The 23,126-nt window shown below is 59.0% G+C and carries 20 protein-coding genes; 9 read left to right on the forward strand and 11 right to left on the reverse strand.

What is annotated here, in order from left to right:
* Nucleotides 1-18: 18 nt before the first annotated feature.
* A complete protein-coding gene (locus tag DHN10_RS07350) occupies nt 19-687 on the forward strand; it encodes an FG-GAP repeat domain-containing protein (protein WP_108815122.1) in 669 nt (222 codons plus the stop codon).
* Here the strand turns inward: DHN10_RS07350 and DHN10_RS07355 are convergent.
* Nucleotides 684-1,445, reverse strand: a complete 762-nt coding sequence (locus DHN10_RS07355; RefSeq protein ID WP_108814627.1) for an adenosylcobinamide-GDP ribazoletransferase — start codon at nt 1,443-1,445, stop codon at nt 684-686. The genes DHN10_RS07350 and DHN10_RS07355 overlap by 4 nt on opposite strands.
* A gap of 78 nt (nt 1,446-1,523) precedes the next feature.
* Between DHN10_RS07355 and cobT the strand changes: the two genes are divergently transcribed.
* Complete coding sequence (gene cobT, locus DHN10_RS07360) at nt 1,524-2,534, forward strand: nicotinate-nucleotide--dimethylbenzimidazole phosphoribosyltransferase (protein ID WP_108815123.1); 1,011 nt, start codon at nt 1,524-1,526, stop codon at nt 2,532-2,534.
* On the opposite strand, the gene DHN10_RS07365 is transcribed toward cobT, so the two are convergent.
* Together DHN10_RS07365 and DHN10_RS07370 are read right to left on the reverse strand one after the other, a co-directional pair.
* Nucleotides 2,531-4,414, reverse strand: a complete 1,884-nt coding sequence (locus tag DHN10_RS07365) for a cation:proton antiporter domain-containing protein (protein WP_108814628.1) — start codon at nt 4,412-4,414, stop codon at nt 2,531-2,533. The two genes, cobT and DHN10_RS07365, sit on opposite strands and share 4 nt — an antisense overlap.
* 121 nt (nt 4,415-4,535) lie before the next feature.
* A complete protein-coding gene (locus DHN10_RS07370) occupies nt 4,536-4,994 on the reverse strand; it encodes an Lrp/AsnC family transcriptional regulator (protein ID WP_108815124.1) in 459 nt (152 codons plus the stop codon).
* 130 nt (nt 4,995-5,124) lie between these two features.
* Between DHN10_RS07370 and hppD the strand changes: the two genes are divergently transcribed.
* Nucleotides 5,125-6,219 carry a 4-hydroxyphenylpyruvate dioxygenase gene (gene hppD, locus DHN10_RS07375; RefSeq protein WP_108814629.1) on the forward strand — a complete coding sequence of 365 codons (1,095 nt, stop codon included), beginning with the start codon at nt 5,125-5,127 and terminating at the stop codon, nt 6,217-6,219.
* Nucleotides 6,220-6,262: 43 nt separating this feature from the next.
* On the opposite strand, the gene DHN10_RS19875 is transcribed toward hppD, so the two are convergent.
* The 4 genes from DHN10_RS19875 to DHN10_RS07405 all read right to left on the reverse strand — a co-directional run bounded on the left by DHN10_RS19875 (nt 6,263) and on the right by DHN10_RS07405 (nt 12,193).
* Nucleotides 6,263-9,019 (reverse strand): hypothetical protein, encoded by a 2,757-nt coding sequence (locus DHN10_RS19875; RefSeq protein ID WP_199910646.1) that lies wholly within the window; start codon nt 9,017-9,019, stop codon nt 6,263-6,265.
* Nucleotides 9,020-9,141: 122 nt separating this feature from the next.
* Nucleotides 9,142-10,434, reverse strand: coding sequence for an O-acetylhomoserine aminocarboxypropyltransferase/cysteine synthase family protein (locus DHN10_RS07395; protein ID WP_108814632.1), 1,293 nt, complete (start codon nt 10,432-10,434; stop codon nt 9,142-9,144).
* 161 nt (nt 10,435-10,595) lie between these two features.
* Nucleotides 10,596-11,588: a hypothetical protein gene (locus tag DHN10_RS07400; protein ID WP_108814633.1), complete on the reverse strand. Its 993-nt coding sequence runs from the start codon at nt 11,586-11,588 to the stop codon at nt 10,596-10,598.
* Nucleotides 11,589-11,632: 44 nt separating this feature from the next.
* Nucleotides 11,633-12,193: a TetR/AcrR family transcriptional regulator gene (locus DHN10_RS07405; RefSeq protein ID WP_108814634.1), complete on the reverse strand. Its 561-nt coding sequence runs from the start codon at nt 12,191-12,193 to the stop codon at nt 11,633-11,635.
* 93 nt (nt 12,194-12,286) lie between these two features.
* Between DHN10_RS07405 and DHN10_RS07410 the strand changes: the two genes are divergently transcribed.
* Genes DHN10_RS07410 through DHN10_RS07420 form a run of 3 tightly spaced genes read left to right on the forward strand, consistent with a single transcriptional unit; the run spans nt 12,287 to nt 15,620 of the window.
* Complete coding sequence (locus DHN10_RS07410; RefSeq protein ID WP_108815125.1) at nt 12,287-12,748, forward strand: (2Fe-2S)-binding protein; 462 nt, start codon at nt 12,287-12,289, stop codon at nt 12,746-12,748.
* 2 nt (nt 12,749-12,750) lie between these two features.
* The gene (locus DHN10_RS07415; RefSeq protein WP_108814635.1) at nt 12,751-14,991 is read left to right on the forward strand and encodes a xanthine dehydrogenase family protein molybdopterin-binding subunit; all 2,241 of its coding nucleotides are present in this window, start codon (nt 12,751-12,753) and stop codon (nt 14,989-14,991) included.
* Nucleotides 14,992-15,005: 14 nt separating this feature from the next.
* Nucleotides 15,006-15,620, forward strand: coding sequence for a hypothetical protein (locus DHN10_RS07420; RefSeq protein WP_108815126.1), 615 nt, complete (start codon nt 15,006-15,008; stop codon nt 15,618-15,620).
* A gap of 20 nt (nt 15,621-15,640) precedes the next feature.
* Here the strand turns inward: DHN10_RS07420 and DHN10_RS07425 are convergent, their stop codons facing one another.
* The 4 genes from DHN10_RS07425 to DHN10_RS07440 form a co-directional block, all read right to left on the reverse strand.
* Nucleotides 15,641-16,831, reverse strand: a complete 1,191-nt coding sequence (locus tag DHN10_RS07425) for a CaiB/BaiF CoA transferase family protein (protein ID WP_108814636.1) — start codon at nt 16,829-16,831, stop codon at nt 15,641-15,643.
* Between the two features lie 2 nt (nt 16,832-16,833).
* Nucleotides 16,834-18,351, reverse strand: coding sequence for a tripartite tricarboxylate transporter permease (locus tag DHN10_RS07430; protein WP_108814637.1), 1,518 nt, complete (start codon nt 18,349-18,351; stop codon nt 16,834-16,836).
* Nucleotides 18,352-18,354: 3 nt separating this feature from the next.
* Nucleotides 18,355-18,852, reverse strand: coding sequence for a tripartite tricarboxylate transporter TctB family protein (locus DHN10_RS07435; protein WP_108814638.1), 498 nt, complete (start codon nt 18,850-18,852; stop codon nt 18,355-18,357).
* A 72-nt stretch (nt 18,853-18,924) separates the two neighbouring features.
* Nucleotides 18,925-19,908: a tripartite tricarboxylate transporter substrate binding protein gene (locus DHN10_RS07440; protein ID WP_199910647.1), complete on the reverse strand. Its 984-nt coding sequence runs from the start codon at nt 19,906-19,908 to the stop codon at nt 18,925-18,927.
* Between the two features lie 140 nt (nt 19,909-20,048).
* On the opposite strand from DHN10_RS07440, the gene DHN10_RS07445 reads away from it, so the two are divergent.
* The 3 genes from DHN10_RS07445 to DHN10_RS07455 are packed head-to-tail and all read left to right on the forward strand — an operon-like array spanning nt 20,049 to nt 23,103.
* Nucleotides 20,049-20,711 (forward strand): response regulator transcription factor, encoded by a 663-nt coding sequence (locus DHN10_RS07445; protein ID WP_108814640.1) that lies wholly within the window; start codon nt 20,049-20,051, stop codon nt 20,709-20,711.
* Nucleotides 20,708-22,105 (forward strand): sensor histidine kinase, encoded by a 1,398-nt coding sequence (locus DHN10_RS07450; protein WP_108814641.1) that lies wholly within the window; start codon nt 20,708-20,710, stop codon nt 22,103-22,105. The genes DHN10_RS07445 and DHN10_RS07450 overlap by 4 nt, the downstream gene beginning before the upstream one ends.
* Nucleotides 22,075-23,103, forward strand: coding sequence for an extracellular solute-binding protein (locus DHN10_RS07455; RefSeq protein WP_108814642.1), 1,029 nt, complete (start codon nt 22,075-22,077; stop codon nt 23,101-23,103). Before DHN10_RS07450 ends, DHN10_RS07455 begins: the two co-directional genes overlap by 31 nt.
* Nucleotides 23,104-23,126 lie beyond the last annotated feature (23 nt).

The raw sequence follows: 23,126 nt of genomic DNA on the forward strand, positions 1-23,126 counted from the left end.
CTGACATTGGTGGCCGTCATGGCCACCTCTGCCTGTGCAGAAACGATCCTTTCGGCAGATTATGCAGCCCCGACGGACCGCTATGCCCATGGCATTCTTGGCGATGCAATTGAATGGGGCGCACTTGTCGTCACAACTGATGCCGGCGACCGCCGGTTCACACTTCCTCAGGACCGCGTGTTTGAAGACGTCGCACCGCGTCTGGCTGATCTTGACGGCGATGGCACACCTGAGGTTGTTGTCGTCGAAACACTGAAAACTGCTGGCGCGCAGCTTGCCGTCTATGATGAGACCGGCAAGATCGCAGCGACCCCCCACATCGGACGCACGAACCGTTGGCTGGCCCCAATCGGAGCCGCTGATCTGGATGGCGATGGCTTTGTCGAGATCGCCTATATCGACCGCCCGCATCTGGCAAAGACTCTGCGGGTCTGGCGTTTTCGGGACGGTGCGTTGCGCCCGGTTGCCGATCTGCCCGGACTAACCAACCACCGGATCGGAGAGGCGGATATCGCTGGCGGCATCCGTGATTGCGGGCAGGGGCCAGAGATGATCACCGCCAATGCGGATTGGAGCCGGGTGATGGCAACCACGCTTGATAATGGGCAGCTTACGACACGCGATATCGGGCGGCATGTGAACCGCAGGTCTTTTGCGGTTGCCTTGGCGTGCGAAACGCTACCTTAGGTCACCATCACAACAACGGCGATCAGCATCGCCATTTCGGTGACCTGTTGCGTTGCGCCCAGAATATCACCTGTTTGCCCGCCGATCTTGGCCTTGGCAATCGCCCCACATATGGCGGTTGTAACTGCGGCGACCAAAACCAGCGCGATCATCCCGCTAAGGGCGGCAAACACCGACGCAATCGCAATCGCAAGCCAAACGGCCCCCTCGGGCGGGCGCCCGACGCTACTGCTCAACCCGCTGCCGCGCGCGTTTGGCAGCACTGCCATCATTACAACCATGCTTGCCCGGCTTAGGGCACCCACGGCGATGAAGGCCACCCAATAGGCCCCGACAGAGATGATCACCACAAGCGCCAGCCAGCGGATCAGCAGTGACAAGGCAATCGCACAAACGCCATAAACGCCGATATGGCTGTCCTTCATGATTTCCAACCGGCGTGACTTGGTCCAGCCACCCCAGAGCCCGTCAGCGCTATCGGCCAACCCGTCTTCGTGCATCGCCCCGGTCAGGATCACGGACATGGCCAGCACCAGCCCCGCTGTGATGCCACCGGGCACGCCTACCCACAACAAAAGCGGGATCACGGCAGCGAGGATCACACCGATCACAACGCCCGCGAGTGGATATGCCCAGGCCGCTGCGGCCCCGCGCGCCGTCGCGGCCTTGCCGTTCACGATGATGGGCAACCGGGTCAAAAGCCCCAAGGCAGCGGGCAAATCAACCGGGGCAATCAGGCGCGTGTCGTGTTTGAACAAGGGGGCGTCCTATCAGGGGTTTTCTACGGTGCGAACTGCGCTAAACAGGGCGCAAGATTTGCCGAGAACGAGGACCTGATGCAAGCGCCATTTTCGACCCTAGCCACCTTTCGTGACACACTTGCCAAGGCCCCCGGACCCGACAAGACCGCCCTTGCGGGCGCGCAGGACCGCAACGGACAACTGACCAAACCCCCCGGCGCGCTGGGCCGTCTAGAGGATCTGGCGATCTGGTACGCAGGTTGGCGCGGGACAGCGCAGCCCCAGATCAACGCCCCACAGGTGATCATCTTTGCAGGCAACCATGGGGTCTGTGCGCAGGGTGTGTCGGCCTTCCCGCCAGAGGTCACCGTGCAGATGGTCGCCAACTTTGAACACGGCGGAGCGGCGATCAATCAGCTGTCCAAAGCATTCGGTGCCAAGATGGATGTCTACCCGCTGTCACTGGAAACGCCGACCGCTGATTTCACGACGGCGCCCGCAATGACCGAGGCCGAGGTTGTGGACGCCCTGCAAACCGGCTGGAACGCCGTCGACCCCAACGCCGACCTTCTGGTGACGGGTGAGATGGGGATCGGCAATACCACAGCCGCCGCAGCCGTGGCTGCTGCTGTTCTGGGCGGCGATGCTGCCACCTGGACCGGACGTGGGACCGGTGTGGATGATGACGGGCTAGAGCGGAAAACTGATGTAGTGGCCAAAGGCCTCGCGCTGCATGCCACCGATGATCCGCTCGAGGCGCTGCGCTGTCTTGGCGGGCGAGAGTTGGCCGCGATGGCCGGTGCGATTGCCGCCGCACGGCACCACCGCATTCCGGTGATTTTGGATGGCTTTATCTGTTCCGCCGCTGCTGCGGTGCTGGCAAGAACCGTAGACGGTGCGCTGGACCATACTGTGGCCGGGCACCTTAGTGCCGAGGGCGCGCACCAACGCCTGCTGACAGCGATTGGCAAAGATCCGTTGTTAAGCCTTGGTTTGCGCCTTGGCGAAGGTTCGGGTGCGGCACTGGCCATAGGTGTGCTTAAAGGTGCAATTGCCTGCCATTCCGGCATGGCGACCTTCGCAGAAGCAGGCGTCAGCGACGGCTAGTCTTTCTGCGACTTCGTTTCATTGGCCTGCTGGCGGGCGGATAGCTCCATCTCCAAGGCGCTATTAAGAGCGCGCGCGCGCTCGACGTATTCGGGCACCGCGCTCATCGGGACGCCGGGTTTCCACAGCTCGGCCAATTCGCGCAGCGCCATCCGGTCATGATGGTAGAATGCTGTTTCAATCTCGGCGGCCTCATATTCACTCAGGCCAAGGTTTTCCAACGCGTAGCGGCCCGCACGCAGCGAGCTGTCAAACATCTCGCGGACGATATCATTGGCCCCGGCGTCATAAAGTTCGTGCACATGCACCCGGTCGCGGGCGCGGGCGATGATATGCAGGCTAGGGCGGGCCTTGCGGGCATAGCGTACAACCTTAACCGCTGCGGGTTTGTCATCAATCGCTACGACCAGAACCTGCGCATCCTCCAGCCCCGCAGCATTCAGCAGATCAGGCCGGGTGGGATCACCAAAGAAGCCGCGAAAGCCGAACTTGCGCATCATCTGTACGGTGGCAAGGTTGTTATCAACAACAACCGTGTCAAAGCCCGCGCTCTGGACCAAACGGTTGACGATCTGTCCAAAACGGCCAATGCCCGCAATGATCACCGTCCCTTGTTCGTCCACTTCGTCATGTTCTTCGTCTTCGGTGACATGCATCCGGCGGCTGAGGATATCGTAGATGATGAACAAAAGTGGCGTGATCAACATCGAAAGGGCGATGATCAGTAGCAGGCGACCACCCAACCCATCGCTCAACACCCCTTGTTGCAGTGAGAAGGACACAAGCACAAAGCCAAATTCACCAGCTTGGGCAAGGCCAAGGGTAAAAAGCCAGCGATCCTTGCCGCGCAGTCGAAACAGCAGGGCAAGCCCGTATAGGATCAGCCCTTTGATCACGATCATACCGACGGCGATGCTGACAATGAAAATGGGACTGGCAAACAGCAGATCAAAATCGATACCCGCGCCAACGGTGATGAAAAACAGACCCAACAGCAGCCCTTTGAACGGCTCCAGATCGCTTTCCAGTTCATGCCGGAATTCTGAGTTGGCAAGCACCACACCCGCCAGAAACGTTCCCAGCGCTGGGGAAAGTCCCACAAGCCCCATCAGCACGGCAGTGGCCACAACCATCAACAGGGCAAGAGCGGTATACATCTCGCGCAGCCGTGCATGGTGGATGTAACGGAACACCGGACGAGTTAGGAAAACCCCTGCCAGAATGACAACGGCAACGGCGCCCAATGTGACCAGCGTGACGCCCCAACCGGGCAGGCCTTCAACAAGGCTAAGGGCGGCATGATTCGCTTGTTCATGTTCGACCGCCGGAAGCGAAAGCGATCCATCAGGCTCGGCCTGCATCAGGACGGGCACCGCCAGCAGCGGTAGAAAGGCCAGCATTGGGATGACGGCAATATCCTGTGTGAGAAGTACTGAAAACGTGGCGCGCCCACCGCCGGTTTGCATCAACCCCTTTTCGGTCAGGGTCTGCAGCACGATCGCGGTTGAGGACAGCGCAAAGATCATCCCGATCGCAATGGATGTATTAAGCGGATAACCCATCGCAAAGGCGCCACCTGAAATGGCAAGCATTGTCAAACCGATCTGCAAGCCGCCCATGCCGATCAAACGTTGACGCATGTTCCATAGGGCACGCGGCTCAAGCTCTAACCCGATGAGGAACAGCATCATGACAACGCCGAATTCGGCAAAATGCTGTAGGTCCTTGGTTTCCGACCCCACCAACCCCGTCAGTGGCCCGATCACAATTCCGGCCAGCAAATAACCGAGCACCGACCCAAGCCCCAGACGTGCCGCCAGTGGCACGGCAATCACTGCCGCCCCAAGATAGATCGTGGCTTGAAAAAGGAAGGTCTCCATAGGTGCCTGTATGCCTGTCTATGCTTTAATTTTTCTCAAATACCTCGGCCTCAGTGTACCGGGTCTCGGTCGACTTGAAAGAGGCGATGCAATCTCGGGCGATCTGTCGCTTGGTCCGTCGTTACACGGGCAAAGGGGCGTCTGATTTCACCCGTTCCATCACGATCTGGCTTTGCACACGGCTGACAGCAGGGTGCGGCAACAGCACCTGCTGCACCAGCAAGTTGAGGGCTGTCAGGTCCGCACAATAGATGCGTAGCAAGTAATCGGCATCACCGGTCAAGGTCCACGCGCCGACAATCTCGGCCCGCGTCTTGGTAAGTCGCACAAAATCGCGGGCGTTTTGTTCGGTATGGGTCGCCATCACGATCTGGATAAAGGCCTGTACGGTCAACCCGACCTTTTCAGGGTCCAGATAGGCCCGATATCCCGCGATGATCCCATCGCTTTCCAACCGCTGCTTGCGCCGTCCTGCCTGCGAGGCAGACATGTTAAGCGCATCGCCAAGGTCCTGTGCCGTCAGAGTGGAATCGCGTTGAAGCGCTGCGAGAAGTTGAAGATCTCCGGGGTCGAGTTGCATGCGGGTTTCCTGCACGTATTGTGATTCATGCGCGAATTTCACGCGCAGATTTAGGTAAACATCATCCATATTGCCTGAAAATGTCAACTTCGTGCAGCTACAATCGTGCAAATCAAATAGGAGATGACCCATGGGACCTTTCCCTCACGACGCCCCCAAAGCCACAATCACAGACGCCAACCCCGCTGGCACCGACGGGTTTGAGTTTGTGGAATTCACCCATCCCGAGCCTGAAACCCTGCGCGAGCTCTTTGGCAAAATGGGTTATGCCCATACCGCCACACATAAATCCAAAGACATTGAGCTTTGGCAGCAAGGTGACATCACTTACGTGATCAACAATGAACCCGGCAGCCATGCGCGCGATTTCGTCGAAGAACACGGCCCCTGTGCTCCCTCGATGGGTTGGCGCGTCGTTGATGCCCAGCACGCCTTTGATCATGCAGTCAGCAAAGGTGCGACACCTTACGAGGGTGACGGCAAAACCATGGATGTGCCTGCTATCGTGGGCATTGGCGGCAGCCTGATCTATTTCATCGATCAGTATTACGAGGCCAACCCCTACAACGATGAATTCAACTGGGTATCTGATGCACATCCTGCAGGTGTCGGCTTCCACTACCTCGATCATCTCACCCATAACGTCCACAAGGGCAACATGGACGTGTGGTTCAAGTTCTATGGCGACCTGTTTGGCTTCAAGGAAATCCGCTTTTTCGATATTGAAGGCAAGTTTACCGGCCTGCTATCCCGCGCGCTGACCTCACCCTGCGGGCGTATCCGTATCCCGATCAACGAGGACCGGGGCGAAACCGGGCAGATCGTGGAATACCTTAAGCGTTACAATGGCGAAGGCATCCAGCATATCGCGGTGGGCGCTCAAGATCTGTATGAGGCGACCGATGAGATCGCCGAACGTGGCATCAAATTCATGCCAAAACCGCCGAGTTCCTATTACGACCTCAGCTATGACCGCGTGGTCGGCCATGATGAACCCAAAGACCGGATGATGAAGCACGGCATCCTGATCGATGGCGAAGGCGTTGTGGACGGCGGAGAAACCCGCATTCTGCTGCAAATCTTCTCCAAGACAGTGATCGGCCCGATCTTCTTTGAGTTTATTCAGCGCAAAGGCGACGACGGCTTTGGCGAGGGGAATTTCAAGGCGCTGTTCGAGAGCATCGAGGCGGATCAGATCGATCGCGGTGTTTTGAAGGCCAGCTAACAGCCACGCATCGATGCGGCGTTCGTTGCGAACGCCGCCAATCTTATCCGCTAGGCAGTTCGATCGCGTAAGTGCGCCCGCGTTTGACATAGTTCAACGCGGTGTCGCCAATGGCTGTCACCTGACCACCATCCAGCGCACTGCCAACTTCAACCCGGACATAGCGCCCATTGCTAAGCCGCACCAAGGCGCGTCGTGCGTTTGGCCGCCCGTACACACCAATCAGATTAATCTCGCGCAGGCGGATGACGTCCTCTTGCGTGGCCGCGCGGGCAACGCCACCGGGGACAGGCGCATAGTTCTGTGGGGCTACAGTTGCAGCGACCGCCGGGGCGGGTGTGGCGGCGGCTGAGGGGGTGACCGACCGGGCACGTGCCGAGGCGACAACCGTGTCAAAACCACCGGGCCGACGATTGGGGCGGACGGATTGGGCAATGGCCAGCGATGTGCTGTTGTCAAAGCGCAGCGTTGCTGCCTCGGCCTCGATCCCGGCAATGATGGCAGTGATATCAGGCGTGGCGGGGTCGTTGGGCGGAGCCAGCCCGTTGGGGCGCAACTGAGGGCGCGGATCATCCTGAGCTACGACCGTTTCGCTTAGCTCAACAGCACCGCTGTTTTGCAGTTCCAGACCAGCAAGGCCGACGCTACCTGGTGTGCGCGTTTCTTCGCGTGCAGCGGGCTGCAGCGCGGGATCTTCTGTTGTTGCGATGTCAGTGTCATCGGCGGGCACGTCTTCGGGCGCGGGCAACGCCGCATCCGCAGGGCGCAAAGGCGGGATATTGGACGGCGACCCGGCGATGATGACAACGCCTTCGGGGGCAGGGGCCAATAGCGCCATGCGGTCCAGGTCCGCTTGGGTCAGTTCCGGGCGCAGCGTGATGGTAAGGTCCGGCAGGCCTGCGATCACGACTGCCCCTTCTGGGGTCACGGTGCCCTCGGGTGTGGCTAGGATAAAGCCGTTCTCATCACGTGCAAAAACGGCTTCTGCTGGTGGTGGATCTGCTGGGGCAAGAAAGCTGAGGTCAGTGTCGAGGTTGTCGGTCGCAGGCAGTGCAGGCTGTGCGACCCGGTTCGGCGCAAGCGTGCCCGCAGGTGTGGTAAAGTCAAACGGGATCACCCCGGACGGCACGTCGAAAAACCGCGGCGCGCGCTGCCAAACACCAGTCGCTGCATAGATATCTGCGGCCTCATCCGGGCTCAGAACCTGACCTGTTGGCAGTGGTGCGGGGGTGACTTCGGCTGTTTGTTCGGTGGGCGGTTCAGGCTGGGGCTGTACCGGCAACGGCAGGGGGTCGGCTGCGGCGGTCAAAAGCGGCGCAGGCGTCTTAGTGGCAGAAAACCCATCAATCGTTGTGAATGCTGGCAACGGGGCATCTTCGAAGGCGTTTAGACCAAATTCGCCGATCGTGACATCGGGCACAGTTGGGGGCACGTCAGGCAATTCGGGCGTTGCGGCGACAATTGTTTCGGGCTCAACCGGTGCGGGTGCGATCTCAACGGGGGTTGGCGCGACAATCTCTGCCGGAGCGGCCGCAGTTTGGGGTGCCGGGGCGGTGTCCGTAGCGCCCATCTGCGACCAGATCAGCCCGCCAAGCAAGAGCGCCGCAGCCCCAATGCCCGCGGCAATCAACGGTGTGCGGTTGTCGCCTGTGGTACCGGGGTTGCTTGTTCTGTTGGCGGCAGGGGCGGCGGCGGCAAGCTGCGGTTTTGCAACTGTGGCTTTGCCCGTTGGTGCAACCAAAGGCGCCTTGGCCTTTTTGGTCGGCGATTGATGTACTTCAGGAATGACACTGTCGAGCAAAGCGATCTCGGCTAGCACGGGATTGATCGGCACAAGTGGCTTTGCAGGTTCGGCAGATGCGGGGGCTTGCACGACGGGCAGGTAGTGTTCGGCTGGAACAGCATCGACCCAAATCTGCTGCTTGGGAGGACTTTCCTCTTGCACATCATCCGGTTCCGGCGTTGGCACCTCAGCAACCTCAGCAACCTCAGCAACCTCAGCAACCTCAGCAACCTCAGCAACCTCAGCAACCTCAGCAACCTCAGCAACCTCAGCAACCTCAGCAACCTCAGCAACCTCAGCAACCTCAGCAACCTCAGCAACCTCAGCAACCTCAGCAACCTCAGCAACCTCAGCAACCGTCTCCGGTTCTTCGTTAGACGCGGGCGCTTCCTGCGGCGAAAGCAAGGTCGCAAGATCGTCGCGGTAGGCTTCTTGCTGTACCTCTTCGGGCAGGTCAAAAACCAGCAGGCGCGACTTGATCCGTGTGCCCACGATCATGACGGGCAGGTCTTCGCGTTTTGCCTCAACGTCCGGCCCCAGAACTTCGGCCATCATAGAGGTCGGACCAAAGAACACTTCTTTCTGAAAGGTGAAGGGTTCAGGCACAGCGACGAAAGCTACAGGTTTAAACCCATGGGCGGCAGCAAAGGCCTCGGCCTCTTGCAAGGTTTCCTTGGCGACAGCGGCAATATGGGTGCGGCCACCAAAGCGCTCTACATCGATGACCAATTCATCAAGGTGATAGGGGGTACTGCCATCCAATTCGGTCGCGATATCAGCGTCCGTCGTCTGGGTGCTGTCGATGGCCACGTATTTGATCTGATCCAGCGGGATGATCAGTTTGGTGCGCAGCCCGTCGGGGGCCAGCGCCTCGGCTTTCTCGCGCAGAACGGTAAGATCGGCATCCAGGGTTTCACTGGCAACATCTACACGCCCAATGCGCCGCCAACCGCGCGACACGCGGTGCAGCAGCTCTATTCCCTCAAAGGAAAGCGATAGCGCAAAATTGCTGATCATCCGCACGCTCTAGCATGTTGGTTCCACAGGCAAAACGCGTTTTGCCCCCACGCGCGAACCCTACAGCACAAAGCCGCCGACGCCAAGGGCGCCGGCGGCTTTGCAATGTCACGGGTTTGACATCAGGCCGTGGCTTTGGCCAAGGCTTGATCCAGATCGGCGATGATGTCGTCTGCATCCTCGGTTCCGATAGACAGGCGCACGATGCCGGGGCCCGCACCTGCGGCTTCTTGCTGTTCGGCTGTCAACTGGCGGTGCGTGGTCGACGCAGAGTGGATGATCAAGCTGCGCGTATCCCCAAGGTTAGCCACATGGCTAAATATCTCTAGGCTATCGACCAGCTTGACGCAGGCGTCATAGCCGCCCTTTACCGCCACCGTGAACAAAGCGCCCGCACCCTTGGGGCAGATCTTTGGCACAAGGTGAGAATAGGGCGAGCTTTCCAGGCCTGCATAAGTCACGTAGTCCGTGCGTGGATCATCTTCGAGCCATTTGGCAACTTTTACTGCGTTTTCCACATGGCGGTCCATGCGCAGTGACAGGGTTTCGATCCCCATCAACGTGTAATGCGCCGCTTGTGGGTTCATTGTCATGCCAAGATCACGCAGGCCGATGGCGATGCCGTGGAAGGTGAATGCCAACGGGCCGAAGGTCTCGGCGAACTTGAGGCCGTGATAGGCCTGCTCTGGCTCGCCCAGGGATGGGAACTTGTCGTTGGCCGTCCAGTCGAACTTGCCGCTGTCGACGACGCAACCGCCTGTCACCGTGCCATTGCCGGTCAGATATTTCGTTGTCGAATGCACCACCAAAGTTGCCCCATGCTCAATTGGGCGACACAGGTATGGGGTGGCAGATGTGTTGTCCACGATCAGTGGAATACCCGCCTTGTCCGAGATGGCAGAAATCGCATCAAGGTCGGTGATATGTCCGCCGGGGTTGGCGATGGCTTCGCAAAAGACGGCGCGGGTGTCGTCGTCAATGGCTGCCGCAACAGCAGCGTGGTCGTCAAAATCCACGAATTTTGCAGACCAGCCGAAGCGTTTGATCGTCTGGCTGAATTGCGTGACCGTACCACCATAAAGGCGGCTGGACGCGATGATATTGCGCCCCGGCTGCATCAACGGAAAGAGCGCCATAATCTGGGCCGCATGACCGGAAGAGCAGCAGACACCGCCAACACCGCCCTCAAGTGTCGCGATGCGTTCCTGCAAGGCGGCCACGGTGGGGTTGGTCAGACGCGAATAGATATAGCCCACTTCTTGCAGGTTGAACAAAGCGGCTGCATGTTCGGCGTCGCGGAACACATAGGCGGTAGTCTGATAGATCGGCACCTGTCGCGCGCCGGTTGCCGGATCGGGGCGGGCGCCTGCGTGGATCTGCAATGTATCAAAGCCGTAGGTTGGGCCATCAGTCATCTGTCGTCTCCCTTAAGAATGTTGCCGCATGGTGTAGGCGCAAACGGGCGGGCACTCAACGCCCCGCGTGATCTAAGGACGATTGCGTTGTTTGATGAAGGGATCGGGCGGTCCCTGTTTCGGATCGTGGCGCGGGGCAGCAAGCCCATTCGGACCCGATCCTAGCGCATCCAGAAACCAGCCGATTTGATCTTGTTGCGCAAGGCGCGTTCGTGCCGGGGCAGGTTGGCACGATCAAACATCGCCCGCACCTTGTGACCGCGCCCCTGATAGACCATCCGTTTGAATGGCTCGTGCTGCTTGAGCAGCTTTTTGATTTTGTTGGGTGCGGTGACATCCTCCAGAATCGCGATTTGATCGTCGGTCCCTTGTGCGTAGAGCAAGGGCAGGACACGCCAATGGCAGGTCACGTCGCCGTCCAGACCATCGAGGCCGGGATCAGGCCGTCCGCCGCCCAGCCCATGAATGACTAGCGGCAGTGCCACCTGATCCAACCAAGGGTCAAGTGGCTGGATCACCAGCTCTGGCGGGGGATCGTCGCGGATTGATACGGCGTAGTCTGCAAAGCGTTTGCCAAAAGCGGCAGAATCATTGCCAAAGAACCAGCCGGCGTTGAAATACAGATAACGCTCCCAGTATTCATCGGGTTGCGACAGGTCCAGCGAGCTTTCAAAATCCAGATCAAATCGGTCGTAAAGTGATTTCCAGATGGCGGTGTAGCCCGGCCAATACAGCTCTTCCACGGGCCACGTGGCCCCACGACGCATAGAGGCGGCAGGGCGATCAAAATCAAAGGGCAGGGCGGTGATGTCGCCCGTGATCAGCGTATCGGTGTCAAAGAAGATGAAAGGCGCGTCTGCGGGCAACACGGAAAGCCCCTCAATCTTATTGCCTTGCGGGTAGTCTTGGCCAAAATGCTGACTGTCAAAAGGGCGCACCTGCGCGCCGAGGTTGGCCAGTGCCTCTTTCATTGGCGCTGACATGCGCGGATCACCTTTCCACAGCGGACCGGGCTGTGGCTCTGCCACAAAAAGCGTGCCGTCGAAATCGGGGCTGTGTTTGCGCAGAGAGGCAGCAAACAGCAGCGCCTCATACTCCAGACGTCCGCCTTGCCCCACGATCATGATGTTAAAGGATGAAGCGGGTGTGGTCATAGCCAATTTGTGAGGCCTGCGCGTCGTCCTGTCCAGCGGCAATGCTATTCAGCAACGAGCGCCAGAATGGATCGTTTCAGGATGGCAAGGCGGGATTGTACGACGCTGCGGTCTGCTGCATCGAGCTTTGCATTGATGCCGCAGGAGTAAAGAAAATCAGCGGTCGCTGCGGCATCATCATAAGCGGCAGAGCCCGGCTTGGCATGCTCCTTGATCAGGTCTTCAAAGCGACCTTTCCAAAGCACTGCGAATTCTTCCATCTCATCTTTGGCGATGCAATGAATACCATCAATCAGGTCGCCCATCTCGGGCGAGGCGACCACCATATCGTACCAGCAAAGGGGGCCAAATTGAAAGAAAACCTCAATCTTTTCGGATAGTTCCGTCAGATCGCGCCATGCCGCATCGACATTGACATAGGTTTCTTCGGCAGACACACGCACAGCCGTACGCAGGATGGCTTCTTTGTTGGGATAGGCGTTGTATAGCGTCTGCCGCGCCACGCCCGCCTCACGGGCGATATCATTCATCGTCGTCTTGCTGATCCCGTAACGGGAAAAGACAGCATGGGCGGCAACAATCAACTTTTTATCGCGGTCATTCATTGCGTTCGTTTTGGTCCTATTGACTTTACATGTCAAATTGGACAAATGTATGAAAAATGTCCAACCGTCAATATTGATCAACAGGAGTCCCCCATGCAGATCACGGTGAACGGCCAAAGACGTGACGTCGATGTCGAAGATGACATGCCGCTTTTGTGGGTGTTGCGGGATGAGCTGGGGATTACTGGCGTCAAATATGGCTGCGGCATCGCGCAATGCGGGGCCTGCACGGTGCAGATGGACGGGCTGGCCGTGCGCAGCTGTCAGGTGACAGCGGCCTCTGCGGACGGTGCCGACATCACAACGATCGAAGGTCTAGGCACACCCGACGCCATGCATGTAATGCAAGAGGCTTGGGTGGAACATCAAGTGGCCCAATGCGGTTACTGCCAGTCCGGCCAGATCATGCAGGCGGTCACGCTGCTCGATACCAACCCGGACCCGACGGACGACGATATTGATGCTGTGATGAGCGGGAACCTATGCCGCTGCGGCACCTATCCCCGTATCCGCGCCGCGATCAAAACCGCCGCCGCCAAAATGCAGGAGGCGTGATCATGGGACGCGTTCGCACCATCGCCCGTCGCACATTTCTGTTTGGTTCCGTCGCTATCGCGGGCGGGGTCGCCTTTGGCACTTATCTGGTAAAGCGTGATATTCCCAACCCGCTCAAAGACGATTTGGCGGCGGGCGAGGCTACCTTTAACCCATGGGTCAAGATCGACAGCGAGACGATCACACTGATCACCCCGCATAGTGACAAAGGGCAGGGCGTTGTGTCCGCACAAGCGGCCCTCATCGCTGAGGAGCTGGATCTTGATTTCGGCCAGTTCGCGGTCAGCTTTGGCGCGCCAAGCCCGGCCTACTGGAACACCGCCATGGCAGCCGAAGGTGCCCCCTTCAAATCCACCGACCAGAGCTTTGTGGCCGAAACCACCCGCTCGATGATGGGCGGGTTGTTGAAAGTGATCGGTTTGCAAGGAACCGGCGGGTCAACCTCAATGGCCGACAGCTTTGACAAGCTGCGCTATGCCGGGGCCGTTGCGCGTGAGACGTTGAAACTGGCGGCATCGCAGCAATCTGGCGTGCCCGTGGCGGAGCTCAAGACCAAATCGGGGGCAGTAATCTTACCCGATGGCACCGAAATTCCCTATACGACCTTGGCCACCGCCGCAGCGGCCCTCGATCCGGTCGAAGATGTCACCCTGCGCGACCCAAGCGCATGGCGGCTCATTGGTAAACCAATGGCGCGGTTGGACATTGTCGGCAAATCAACCGGCACTTTGGATTATGGTATCGACTTGTCTGTTGATGGCATGGTTCACGCCGCTGTCCGCATGGACCCTTGCCGCAGCGGTGAGATTGTCAGCTACGATGACGCAGCCGCGCGCGAGATGCGCGGCGTCTCAGACGTGTTTGAGATCACCAGCGGTCTTGCGGTCATTGCCAACAACACTTGGCGGGCCATTCAGGCGGCTAACGCGATAGACGTGACATGGGGCACACCGCCTTATCCGCCCGGCATGGATGGGCACTGGGAGGCGCTTGCGGCATCCTTCAACTCTGATCAACTGGACCGACAATGGCGCGACGACGGTGATGTCGACAATGCCTTGGCAAGTGGCACAGTGGTCGAGGCCGAGTATCGCTCGCCTTACGTGGCCCACGCCCCGCTTGAGCCGCTGAACGCCATTGTGCTGGTTACGGATGATAGGGTTGAGATTTGGACCGGCCATCAGATGCCGCGCCAGCTTTTGACCGTCATTTCCGGTGTTACCGGCCATGATGAGGCGCAAATCACCTTTCATAACCAGTTTATCGGCGGCAGCTTTGGTCACCGGCTGGAGTTCGAATACGTCAAGCAGGCCGCTGAAATCGCGAACCAAATGCGCGCCACCCCGGTCAAGTTGACCTATTCACGCGAAGAGGATTTTGCGCAGGACTTCCCGCGACACATCGCGATGGGGCGGACCAAGGGCACAGTGTCAAACGGTCAGGTCGAAACGATTGATGTAGCCATCGCGGCACCGTCGGTGATTTCGTCACAGATGGGCCGCGCGGGCATCCCGGTGCCGGGGCCAGACACGCAAATCGCAGCGGGCGCGTGGAACAACCCCTATGCCATCCCCAACTACCGCATGACGGCCTATCGCGCACCGGAACTGGCCCCCACATCATCATGGCGCGCGGTTGGCGCGCCAGCCGCTGGTTTCATCTTTGACAGCTTTCTAGATGAATTGATCCACGCCGCAGGCGCCGATCCGATGGCAGAGCGCCTGCGCCTGATTGATCATGACGTATCACGCAAAGTGCTTGAGGCCGTGGCCGAAATGTCATCTTGGGGCGGCACGTTGGCCCCAAACCAGGGGCGCGGAGTGGCTTTCGTGGAAAGTTTCGGTGTGCCAACGGCAGAGGTCGTTCAGGTGACCGCAACCGATGCAGGCATCAAGCTTGATAAGGTTTGGGTGGCCTGCGATGTCGGCACGGTCATTGATCCTGTGAACTTTGAAAACCTCGTGCAAGGTGGCGTCATCTTTGGTCTTGGCCATGCGATCAACTCTGAGATCACCTATGCCGACGGCATGGCAGAGCAGACAGATTACCACGCCCACGAAGCCATGCGCATGTATCAATGCCCAGAGATCATCGTGAAAGGGTTGGAAAACAACAGCCATGTGCGCGGGATCGGTGAACCGCCAGTGCCACCGGCGGCTCCGGCCTTGGCCAATGCGATTTTTGCGGCAACAGGTCAGCGCCTGCGCGAGATGCCATTCAACAAGTTCATCGATTTTGTATGAGGCCAATGATGTTTATGCGCCAATTTGCAATCGGGCTGCTTGCGGCCTTCACAATCGCCTCTGCCGCTTCGGCTGCCGAAACTGAAGTGTCGATCATTCCACCTGCGGAAGGCTCGGTGTCCATCGAAGACGGGCTTGATGCGTTTTCGCGGGTCTATGAGGTCGCCTCGCATCCGCGGTGTTCGAACTGCCATGTCGGCGCGGACAACCGCCCGATGTGGTCAGGGCCATCCTACGGACGCACCCGCGCCCATGGGATGAACATCAACGCAGGTGATAGCCGGATCGGGGCCGAGACCATCCAATGCAGCACCTGCCACGCCTACCGTGAAGGGCTTAACGATATGCCACATGCCGCGCCGCAGGTGGCGATGAACTGGCAGTTGGCCCCGGTTGAAGCTGAATGGTTTGGCAAAACATCGGATGAGATTTGCAATCAATTGCGTGATCCTGACCGCAACGGCGGACGCACGATGCTAGAATTGGCAGAGCACCTCAACCACGACCTGATCTTGCATTGGGCCTGGAACCCCGGTGGCGGGCGCGAGGCTGCGCCTTATAGCTTGCAAGAACACATCGATGACCTGCTCATTTGGGGCGTTTCCGGATTTCCCTGCGCCAGCGATTAAAGATCGCGGCGGCGTGGCCTTTATTGCGCGGCTCCGTCCCGTTTCATCGCCGCGATGTCGTCAGGTCCGTATCCCAATTCAGACAGCACGGCGTCCGTTGCAGCCCCAAGAGGCGGGGGCGGGGCGTCAACCTGCGGCCGCGTCCCATCAACCATAAAACCAGTGCGCAGCACGTCGATGGCCCTGTCGACACCCGGCACGTCGTCATAACGGGCAAGCAGATCACGGCCCGCGACTTGCGGATGGGCAAGGATCTCTGACACCTGCATCACGGCACCTGATGGCACCCCAACCGCGTTCAACGCCTGCGCCCAGTCTCGCGCGTTACCGGTTGTTAGCACCGTCTCTAGTTCGGCCTTGAGCCTTAGACGGTTGCGCTTGCGGTCCTCTCGCGTGGTATAGGCGGGATCATTCAGCAGATCGGCCCGACCCAGATGCTTGGCCAGCACGATCCACTGTTCGTCCTTGTTTGCGGCAATGTTCAGCAATCCATCGGCACATTGAAACGCGCCCGACGGCGCAGAGGTCGGATTTTCATTGCCGTGCGCGGCAGGTGCGGCCCCTGCAATCAGATGATTGGACACAACCCAACCCATCGTGGCCAATACTGATTCCAGCATCGAAACATCAATGAATTGCCCCCGCTTAGGTGCATTGAGCGCTGCACAAATGGCCATTGCTGCCGTCAGCCCACCGACCGTGTCCGCCAGTGGATAGCCGGCGCGCAGCGGCCCGCTATCGTCATTGCCTGTGATGGACATGACACCTGACGCACCTTGGATGATCTGATCATAGGCCGGGCGGTCCACCCATGGTCCGGTCTGACCGTAGCCGGAAATCGCGCAGTAGATCAGCTGTGGGCGGATTTTGCGCAGGATCTCATAATCCAGGCCCAGACGGGCCATCACACCGGGGCGGAAGTTCTCAACCAGTACATCAGCCGTGGCCACCAGCTTGAGGAAAGCAGCCACCCCGTCTGGGTGTTTGAGGTTCAATGCGATAGAGCGTTTACCAGCATTTTGTGCCAGAAAACTCACGCCCATGCCTTGTGCTGAAAGGGCCGGGTCTGCACCAAGATTGCGTGCCAGATCACCCCGGCCCACGGCCTCGATCTTGATCACCTCTGCCCCAAGATGGACCAATTGGTGACAGGCAAAGGGCCCCGCCAGTACATTGGTCAGATCAAGGACGCGGACACCGGCGAGGGGCATGATCAGTCCCCGTCAGCCACACCTTCAGCGCGTTTGCGGGCGCGTCGTGCGCGGTAGCTGGGCAACAGCACCAGCAACGCCGCCAGCACAAGCAAGCCCAGCGTCATCGGACGTTCGAGGATAAAGTCAAGCCCACGATAAAGCTGCATCGAACGGGCAAAGTTATCTTCCAGCATGGTGCCAAGAATGAACCCAATCAGCAGTGGCGCAAGCGGGTAATCGGCAAAGCGGAAAATCGTCGCCATCACGCCCAAGCCAACCAGCAACAACAGCTCGGTCGCGTTGTTTTGCCCGATGTAAGCCCCCATCAGCGTGAAAAACAGGATGAAGGGGATCAGATAGTTGCGCGGAATCGACAGAATTTTTGCGATGTAAGGGATCAGCGGCAGGTTCAGGACCAAAAGCACCAGATTGCCGATGAACATCGAGATGATGACGGCCCAGAAAATCTCTGGCGTGTCGATCATCAGGCGCGGACCGGGGGTGACGTTAAGCGCGATCAGCGCGCCCAATAGAATGGCCGTTGTGCCGGAACCGGGAATACCCAGCGTTAGCAACGGCACAAATGATCCGGTACAGGCGGCGTTATTGGCTGTCTCTGGTGCGGCCAGACCTTTGACAGAGCCTTTGCCGAACTCTTCTTGTTCTTCACCCTTGGCGATGTTGCGTTCCACAGCATAGCCAAGGAATGACGCAATCGTCGCCCCCGCACCGGGAAGCACTCCGATAAAAAAGCCCTGCACGGATTGACGCCCGATTACCGGGATCATCGCTTTGCCCTCTTCGCGCGAGAACCGCAGGTTCGTGATCTTGCCGCTACCTTCACCGCTGGCACCGCGTGCTGGGTTCAGCACAAGAAACATCGCCTCGGGCAAGGCGAACATCGCCATAGCCAGCGTGATAAAGCTGATACCTGATTGCAGGTCCAGCATGCCCATCGTGAAACGGGGCATGTTGAACAAAGCCCCTTCGCCCACGGTGGCAAGGATCAGACCAAGGATTGTCATCATCAGCGCTTTGGCGACCTGACCCGTACCCGCAAATGCGGCAATGGCCGACAGGCCGACGACCATCAGGGCAAAGTATTCAGCCGAATGGAACAGAAGGGCGACAGAGGACAGGGCAGGGGCAAAGATCATCAACAGGATCGCACCAATTGTGCCGCCCGCGAAACTGGCGACGGCAGCGATGGTCAGCGCCTTGCCTGCTTGGCCCTTGCGCGCCATCGGATAGCCGTCAAAGCTGGTTGCAACGGTCCCGGCGACGCCGGGCGCGTTCAGCAGGATCGACGAGGTCGAGCCGCCGAAGATCGCACCGTAATAGACACCAGCCAGCAGGATCAGCGCCGCGGCTGGATCACCAAGTGTGATCGCCACAGGGATCATGATGGCGATGATCGACATTGGCCCTAAACCGGGCAGCATGCCGATAAACGTGCCGATCAGGCACCCGGCCACAACCATCAGGATGTTCTGAACAGAGAATGCGGCCTCTAGACCGATAAAAATACCTTCAAGCATGGCCTACATCCCCATGAAAAACGGAAAAGGACGCAGAAAGATGCCAAGCACCTCTTGCACCAGATACCACACGAAACCGGTGGCGACAGCAGCAACAGGGATCATGACGTGGAACTTGCGTTCGCCCAAGATCGCGCTGCCTGCGACCAGAAACGTCGTGGTCGAGATCAGAAACCCCGCCGGACGCAGCATCAGCGCATAAAGCACCATCAGGCCCAGCAGCATCAGCGCTTGGCCGATCTTATAGTCACCCAAACGGCGGTAATTGATTTCGGTCGCACTTGGCGCGTCGTCTTGGTCTTCGGCCTTCTCGACGCCAAGCAAGACGATCATACCCACGATAACACCCAGAACAGCCAGCACCTTGGGAAAGGTCGACGGCCACACCGGGTTGCGTTGCATGAAGGGGGGCAGAAGCTGATCCATCGTAAAGAATGCGGCATAGCCATAGATGCAGCAAAATGTGACAAAGATCAGCGCGATCCAGCGATCCAGCGCCATGAACTTCCCTCCCCGAAAATTCTTGTATGTTTGACCGCCCCGCGATGCTGCGGGGCGGTCGGTGGGCACCTCTTAGAGGAAGCCCAGCGTTTTCATCAGATCACCGATCACCTGTTCCTGCTCTTCCAGGAAGCTGCGGAAATCATCGCCATTGTTGTAGATGTTGACCCAACCGTTGCGGGCACGGACTTCTTCCCACTCTGGCGTGTCGTACATCTTGGCAACGGCATCCTGCATCATGGCCAGCTTGTCATCAGACAGACCGGGAGCTGCAAAGAAACCACGCCAGTTGACGAATGTCGTATCAAGGCCCTGTTCTTTCATGGTGGGCGCATCCTCGAACGCGGGCACGCGCGCGTCAGATGTCACACCCAGAATGCGGACTTCGCCCTGCTGGGCCAATGTGACCGCTTCAGAGAAACCTGTGGAAAGCGCCTGAATCTCACCGGACAAGAGCCCCGCCATCGCCGCACCACCTGCATCATAGGGGATGTAGTTGAAGGCCGTTGGGTCTTCGCCCGCTGCCTGCATCACGGATGCTGCAACAAGGTGATCAAGGCCACCGGGAACAGAACCACCGCCAACGGCAAAGCTCATCCCGTCTGCGCGGTAGGCGGCCAGCAGGTCATTCATGGACTGGATGTCGCTGTCAGTATTCACCACGATGGCGGCATAATCACCGATGGTGCCTGCAACCAGTGTCAGGTCACGGAAGCTCTGCGGGAACACGCCCGTCAGTGAACGGATCACAATAGGAGTGGAGTTCACCATCATGGTGTTTTGCAGCGAATCCGCGTTTTCGATCAGGTGGGCGATGGCCACACCGCCGCCGCCGCCGGACATGTTCTCGTAGGATGCTGTGCCAACAAGGCCCGCACCTGTCAGGGCTTCGCCTGTGCCACGTGCTGTGCCGTCCCAACCACCACCGGCGCCGCCGGGGATCAGAAAGTTGATTTCGTCCATCACCTGATGGCCATCGGCCGCAACAGGGTTTGCGAATGCAAGTGTGACGGCAGCAGCCGCCATCACGACCCGGCGGGTCATGGTATGTGTCATTAGATTTCCTCCCATTTGACAGGCGGTGTTTCGCCGCCCATGCTGCACTACCGCATGCCAAGCTGACACAAGCCTGACACGCCAATTGATTTTTGCTTAGGCCCTGACCAAGGGTCTTCGCAGGTGGGAATGAAAGACCAATGCGATTTTTGCTGGTTGAGGATAACGTCGATCTGGGCGAGGCCATCGTCGGGCGGCTGTCATTGGATGGGCATGCCGTCGATCACGCTAAAACACTGGCCGAGGCTGAAGAATGGCTGGCCGTCGCCGACTATGACCTGATGCTTTTGGATGTGATGTTGCCTGATGGGGACGGGCGCGAATTCCTGCGCAAAACCCGCACCGCAGAGCGTTTGCCGGTGATCGTGCTGACTGCACGCAGTCAGGTTTCTGATCGGGTGGATACGCTTGATCTTGGGGCAGATGACTATCTGACAAAGCCCTTTGATTTTGGTGAGTTGGAGGCGCGTTGCCGTGCCGTCCTGCGCCGTCGCGGGACGCCAATGCCAGCGGTCATTCCGCTGGGTGCTGCATTTTTCGATCCATCGTCAGGCATCCTGACCCAAGACGGCGCCAGTCACAGCCTGCGTAACCGCGAGTTGCGCCTGCTTGAGGTATTTGCGCGCAATCAGGGTCAGATCCTGTCCAAGTCGCAGCTGCTTGACCGGCTCTTCCCCCAAGACGCCGAAGTAAGCGAGAACGCCATTGAGGTTTATGTCGGCCGCCTGCGCCGCCGTCTGGCTGACGCCGGTGTGCAGATCGAAACGGTGCGCGGGATGGGCTACCGGATGAGCGCACCATGAGCGACGCAGCACGAGGTCCGTTCTGGTGGCGCTCAATCGGGCAACGGCTGACGGTTTTGTTGGCTGTTATTGCTGCGGTTCTGGCGATCCTGTCGTGGTGGATGGTCACCAGTTTTGCCCGCGAAGCGGCGGAACGGACGCAAGACAACGTGCTTGTCGCCTCTGCCACAACCATCGCAGAGGCGCTGCGCAGCGAGCAGGGCACAATCCTGCTGGAACTGCCGTATTCTGCCTTTGCCATGCTCAATGCCATTGGCGAGGATCGCGTGTTTTACCGGGTAGCAGCAGGGGGCGAGACGATTACCGGCTATGATGATCTGATCCCGCCAACTTTACCTGAACGCCCCGGCGATGTGGCCGTCAGAACGATCAGCTATCGTGGTGATCAGGTGCGTGTTGTGTCGGTGCAAAGGACGGTGCTGGCAGGCCAACAACCCGTGCCTGTGCTGGTCAGCGTGGGGCAAACCCGCACCGGGGTTGAAGCGATTGGCACCGGATTGTCGCGCACGGCGGCGGTCCTTTCAGTGGCGTTCTTCTTGCTTGCTGTGGGGTTGGGTGCCTTTGCGGCGATCAGCTCTTTACGGCCCCTGAATGCCTTTGCCCAAGCGGTCACCCGGCGCGGGCCGTCCGATCTGCGCCCCTTGCGACGCAAGGTGCCTGATGAGTTGTCGCCTTTGTTGATTGCGCTCAACCGATTGATGGAGCGTTTGGGCCAGTCGATCCGCCGATCCGAAGAATTCATCGCCGAAGCCGCCCACCGGGTGCGCACGCCTTTGGCAACCGTGCGCGCGCAGGCGGAACTTGCCTTACATACCGTCGAAAAAGAAAACGAAAAGAAGATGTTGCGGCGCGTTATTCGTGCCGTTGATGAAAGCTCGCGTTCTGCCAGCCAATTACTTGATCACGCCACCGTCAGCTTCCGCGCCGAGGCATTGGCCCGTGATGACGTCGATTTGGCAGAACTGGTCGTCAAGGTCGCAGAAGGGCTGTCACCAACGGCGGATATGAAAGATATCAACTTTCGACTGGATGCCAAATCGCCCGCCCCGGTGCGCGGTGATTTGATCCTGCTGGAAAGCGCGCTGCGCAATGTGCTGGACAATTCGATCAAATATTCGCCCGGCGAAACCGAAGTAAGCATCACGCTGGCGCAAGATGACCCTTCGCAATGGCGGCTTACCGTGCGGGATCATGGGCGCGGGTTCTCTGCAGTCTCACTGCCCGCCCTGACGGGCCGTTTCACGCGGGGGGCTAATGTGGAAAAAATCGTGGGCTCCGGTCTTGGGCTAACCATCGCCGAGGATGTGTTGATTGCCCATGGCGGCAGCTTGGAACTGACAACCCCAGAAGATGGAGTAGGGGCATGTGTGTCACTCATTTTACCCGCAGCCTAGCGGCTGTGATCTGCCTTGCGACCACCGGTGCGCAGGCGTTGGAGATCGAAGATCAGAAACTTTATCCGGGTACCGGGACGACAACCATCAAAGTTGCCTCCACCGCGGACCTTGACGTGTTCGAGCCGTTCATTTTGCAGTTCCAGCGGGAACAACCTGCCGTCGGGATCGACTACTACGTGGCCTCCAGTACTGATCTGCACGCCGCTATCCAAGGCGGCGAAGTGTTTGATGTGGCGATTTCCTCGGCCATGGATTTGCAGTTCCAACTGGCCAATGACGGGGCCGCACAACCCTATGCTTCGCCGGTGACGGATGCGTTGCCGGCTTGGGCGCGCTGGCGCGATCAGGTCTTTGCCTTCACAGCCGAACCGGCGGTCGCCGTGATTTCGCGCGAGCGCTTTGCAGGGTTGCCGCGCCCCAAAACGCGGCAAGAGCTTATCGCGTTGCTGCGCCAGAACCCGGATGTGTTTGAGGCCTCAATTGGCACTTATGATGTTCGCCAAAGCGGGCTGGGTTATCTTTTTGCCACGCAAGAGGCGCGAAATTCCGACACCTTCTGGCGCTTGTCGGAACTGATGGGCCGGCAGAGGGCGGCGCTTTATTGTTGCTCGGCGCAGATGATTGATGATGTGGGGTCAGGCAGGCTGGCGCTGGCCTACAACGTGCTGGGGTCGTATGCCGCCGAACGGATCGCCCGTGATGATCGGCTTGAGGTGCTTGAGCTTGAGGACTACGCCACCGTCATGCTGCGCACCGCCTTGATCCCTGCAACAGCCACGGAAATCGAAGGGGCGGCCCTGTTCCTTGATCGGCTGCTGGAGGAAGGAATGCGGGACACCCCCGAAACTTGGGTCTTGCCGCCCTTGGGTGCCGCTGATGAACCCGAGGCGCGGGCCTACGGGCCAATTCGTCTTGGCCCGGCGCTTTTGGTCTATCTGGACCGATTGAACCGAGAAGCGTTCCTGCGTGCATGGAGCGACGCGCTGGTGCAGTGACCACGCACCCCGCGGGGGCGAAA

The organism is Loktanella sp. Alg231-35 (assembly GCF_900143545.1).
Taxonomy (GTDB): Bacteria; Pseudomonadota; Alphaproteobacteria; order Rhodobacterales; family Rhodobacteraceae; genus Yoonia.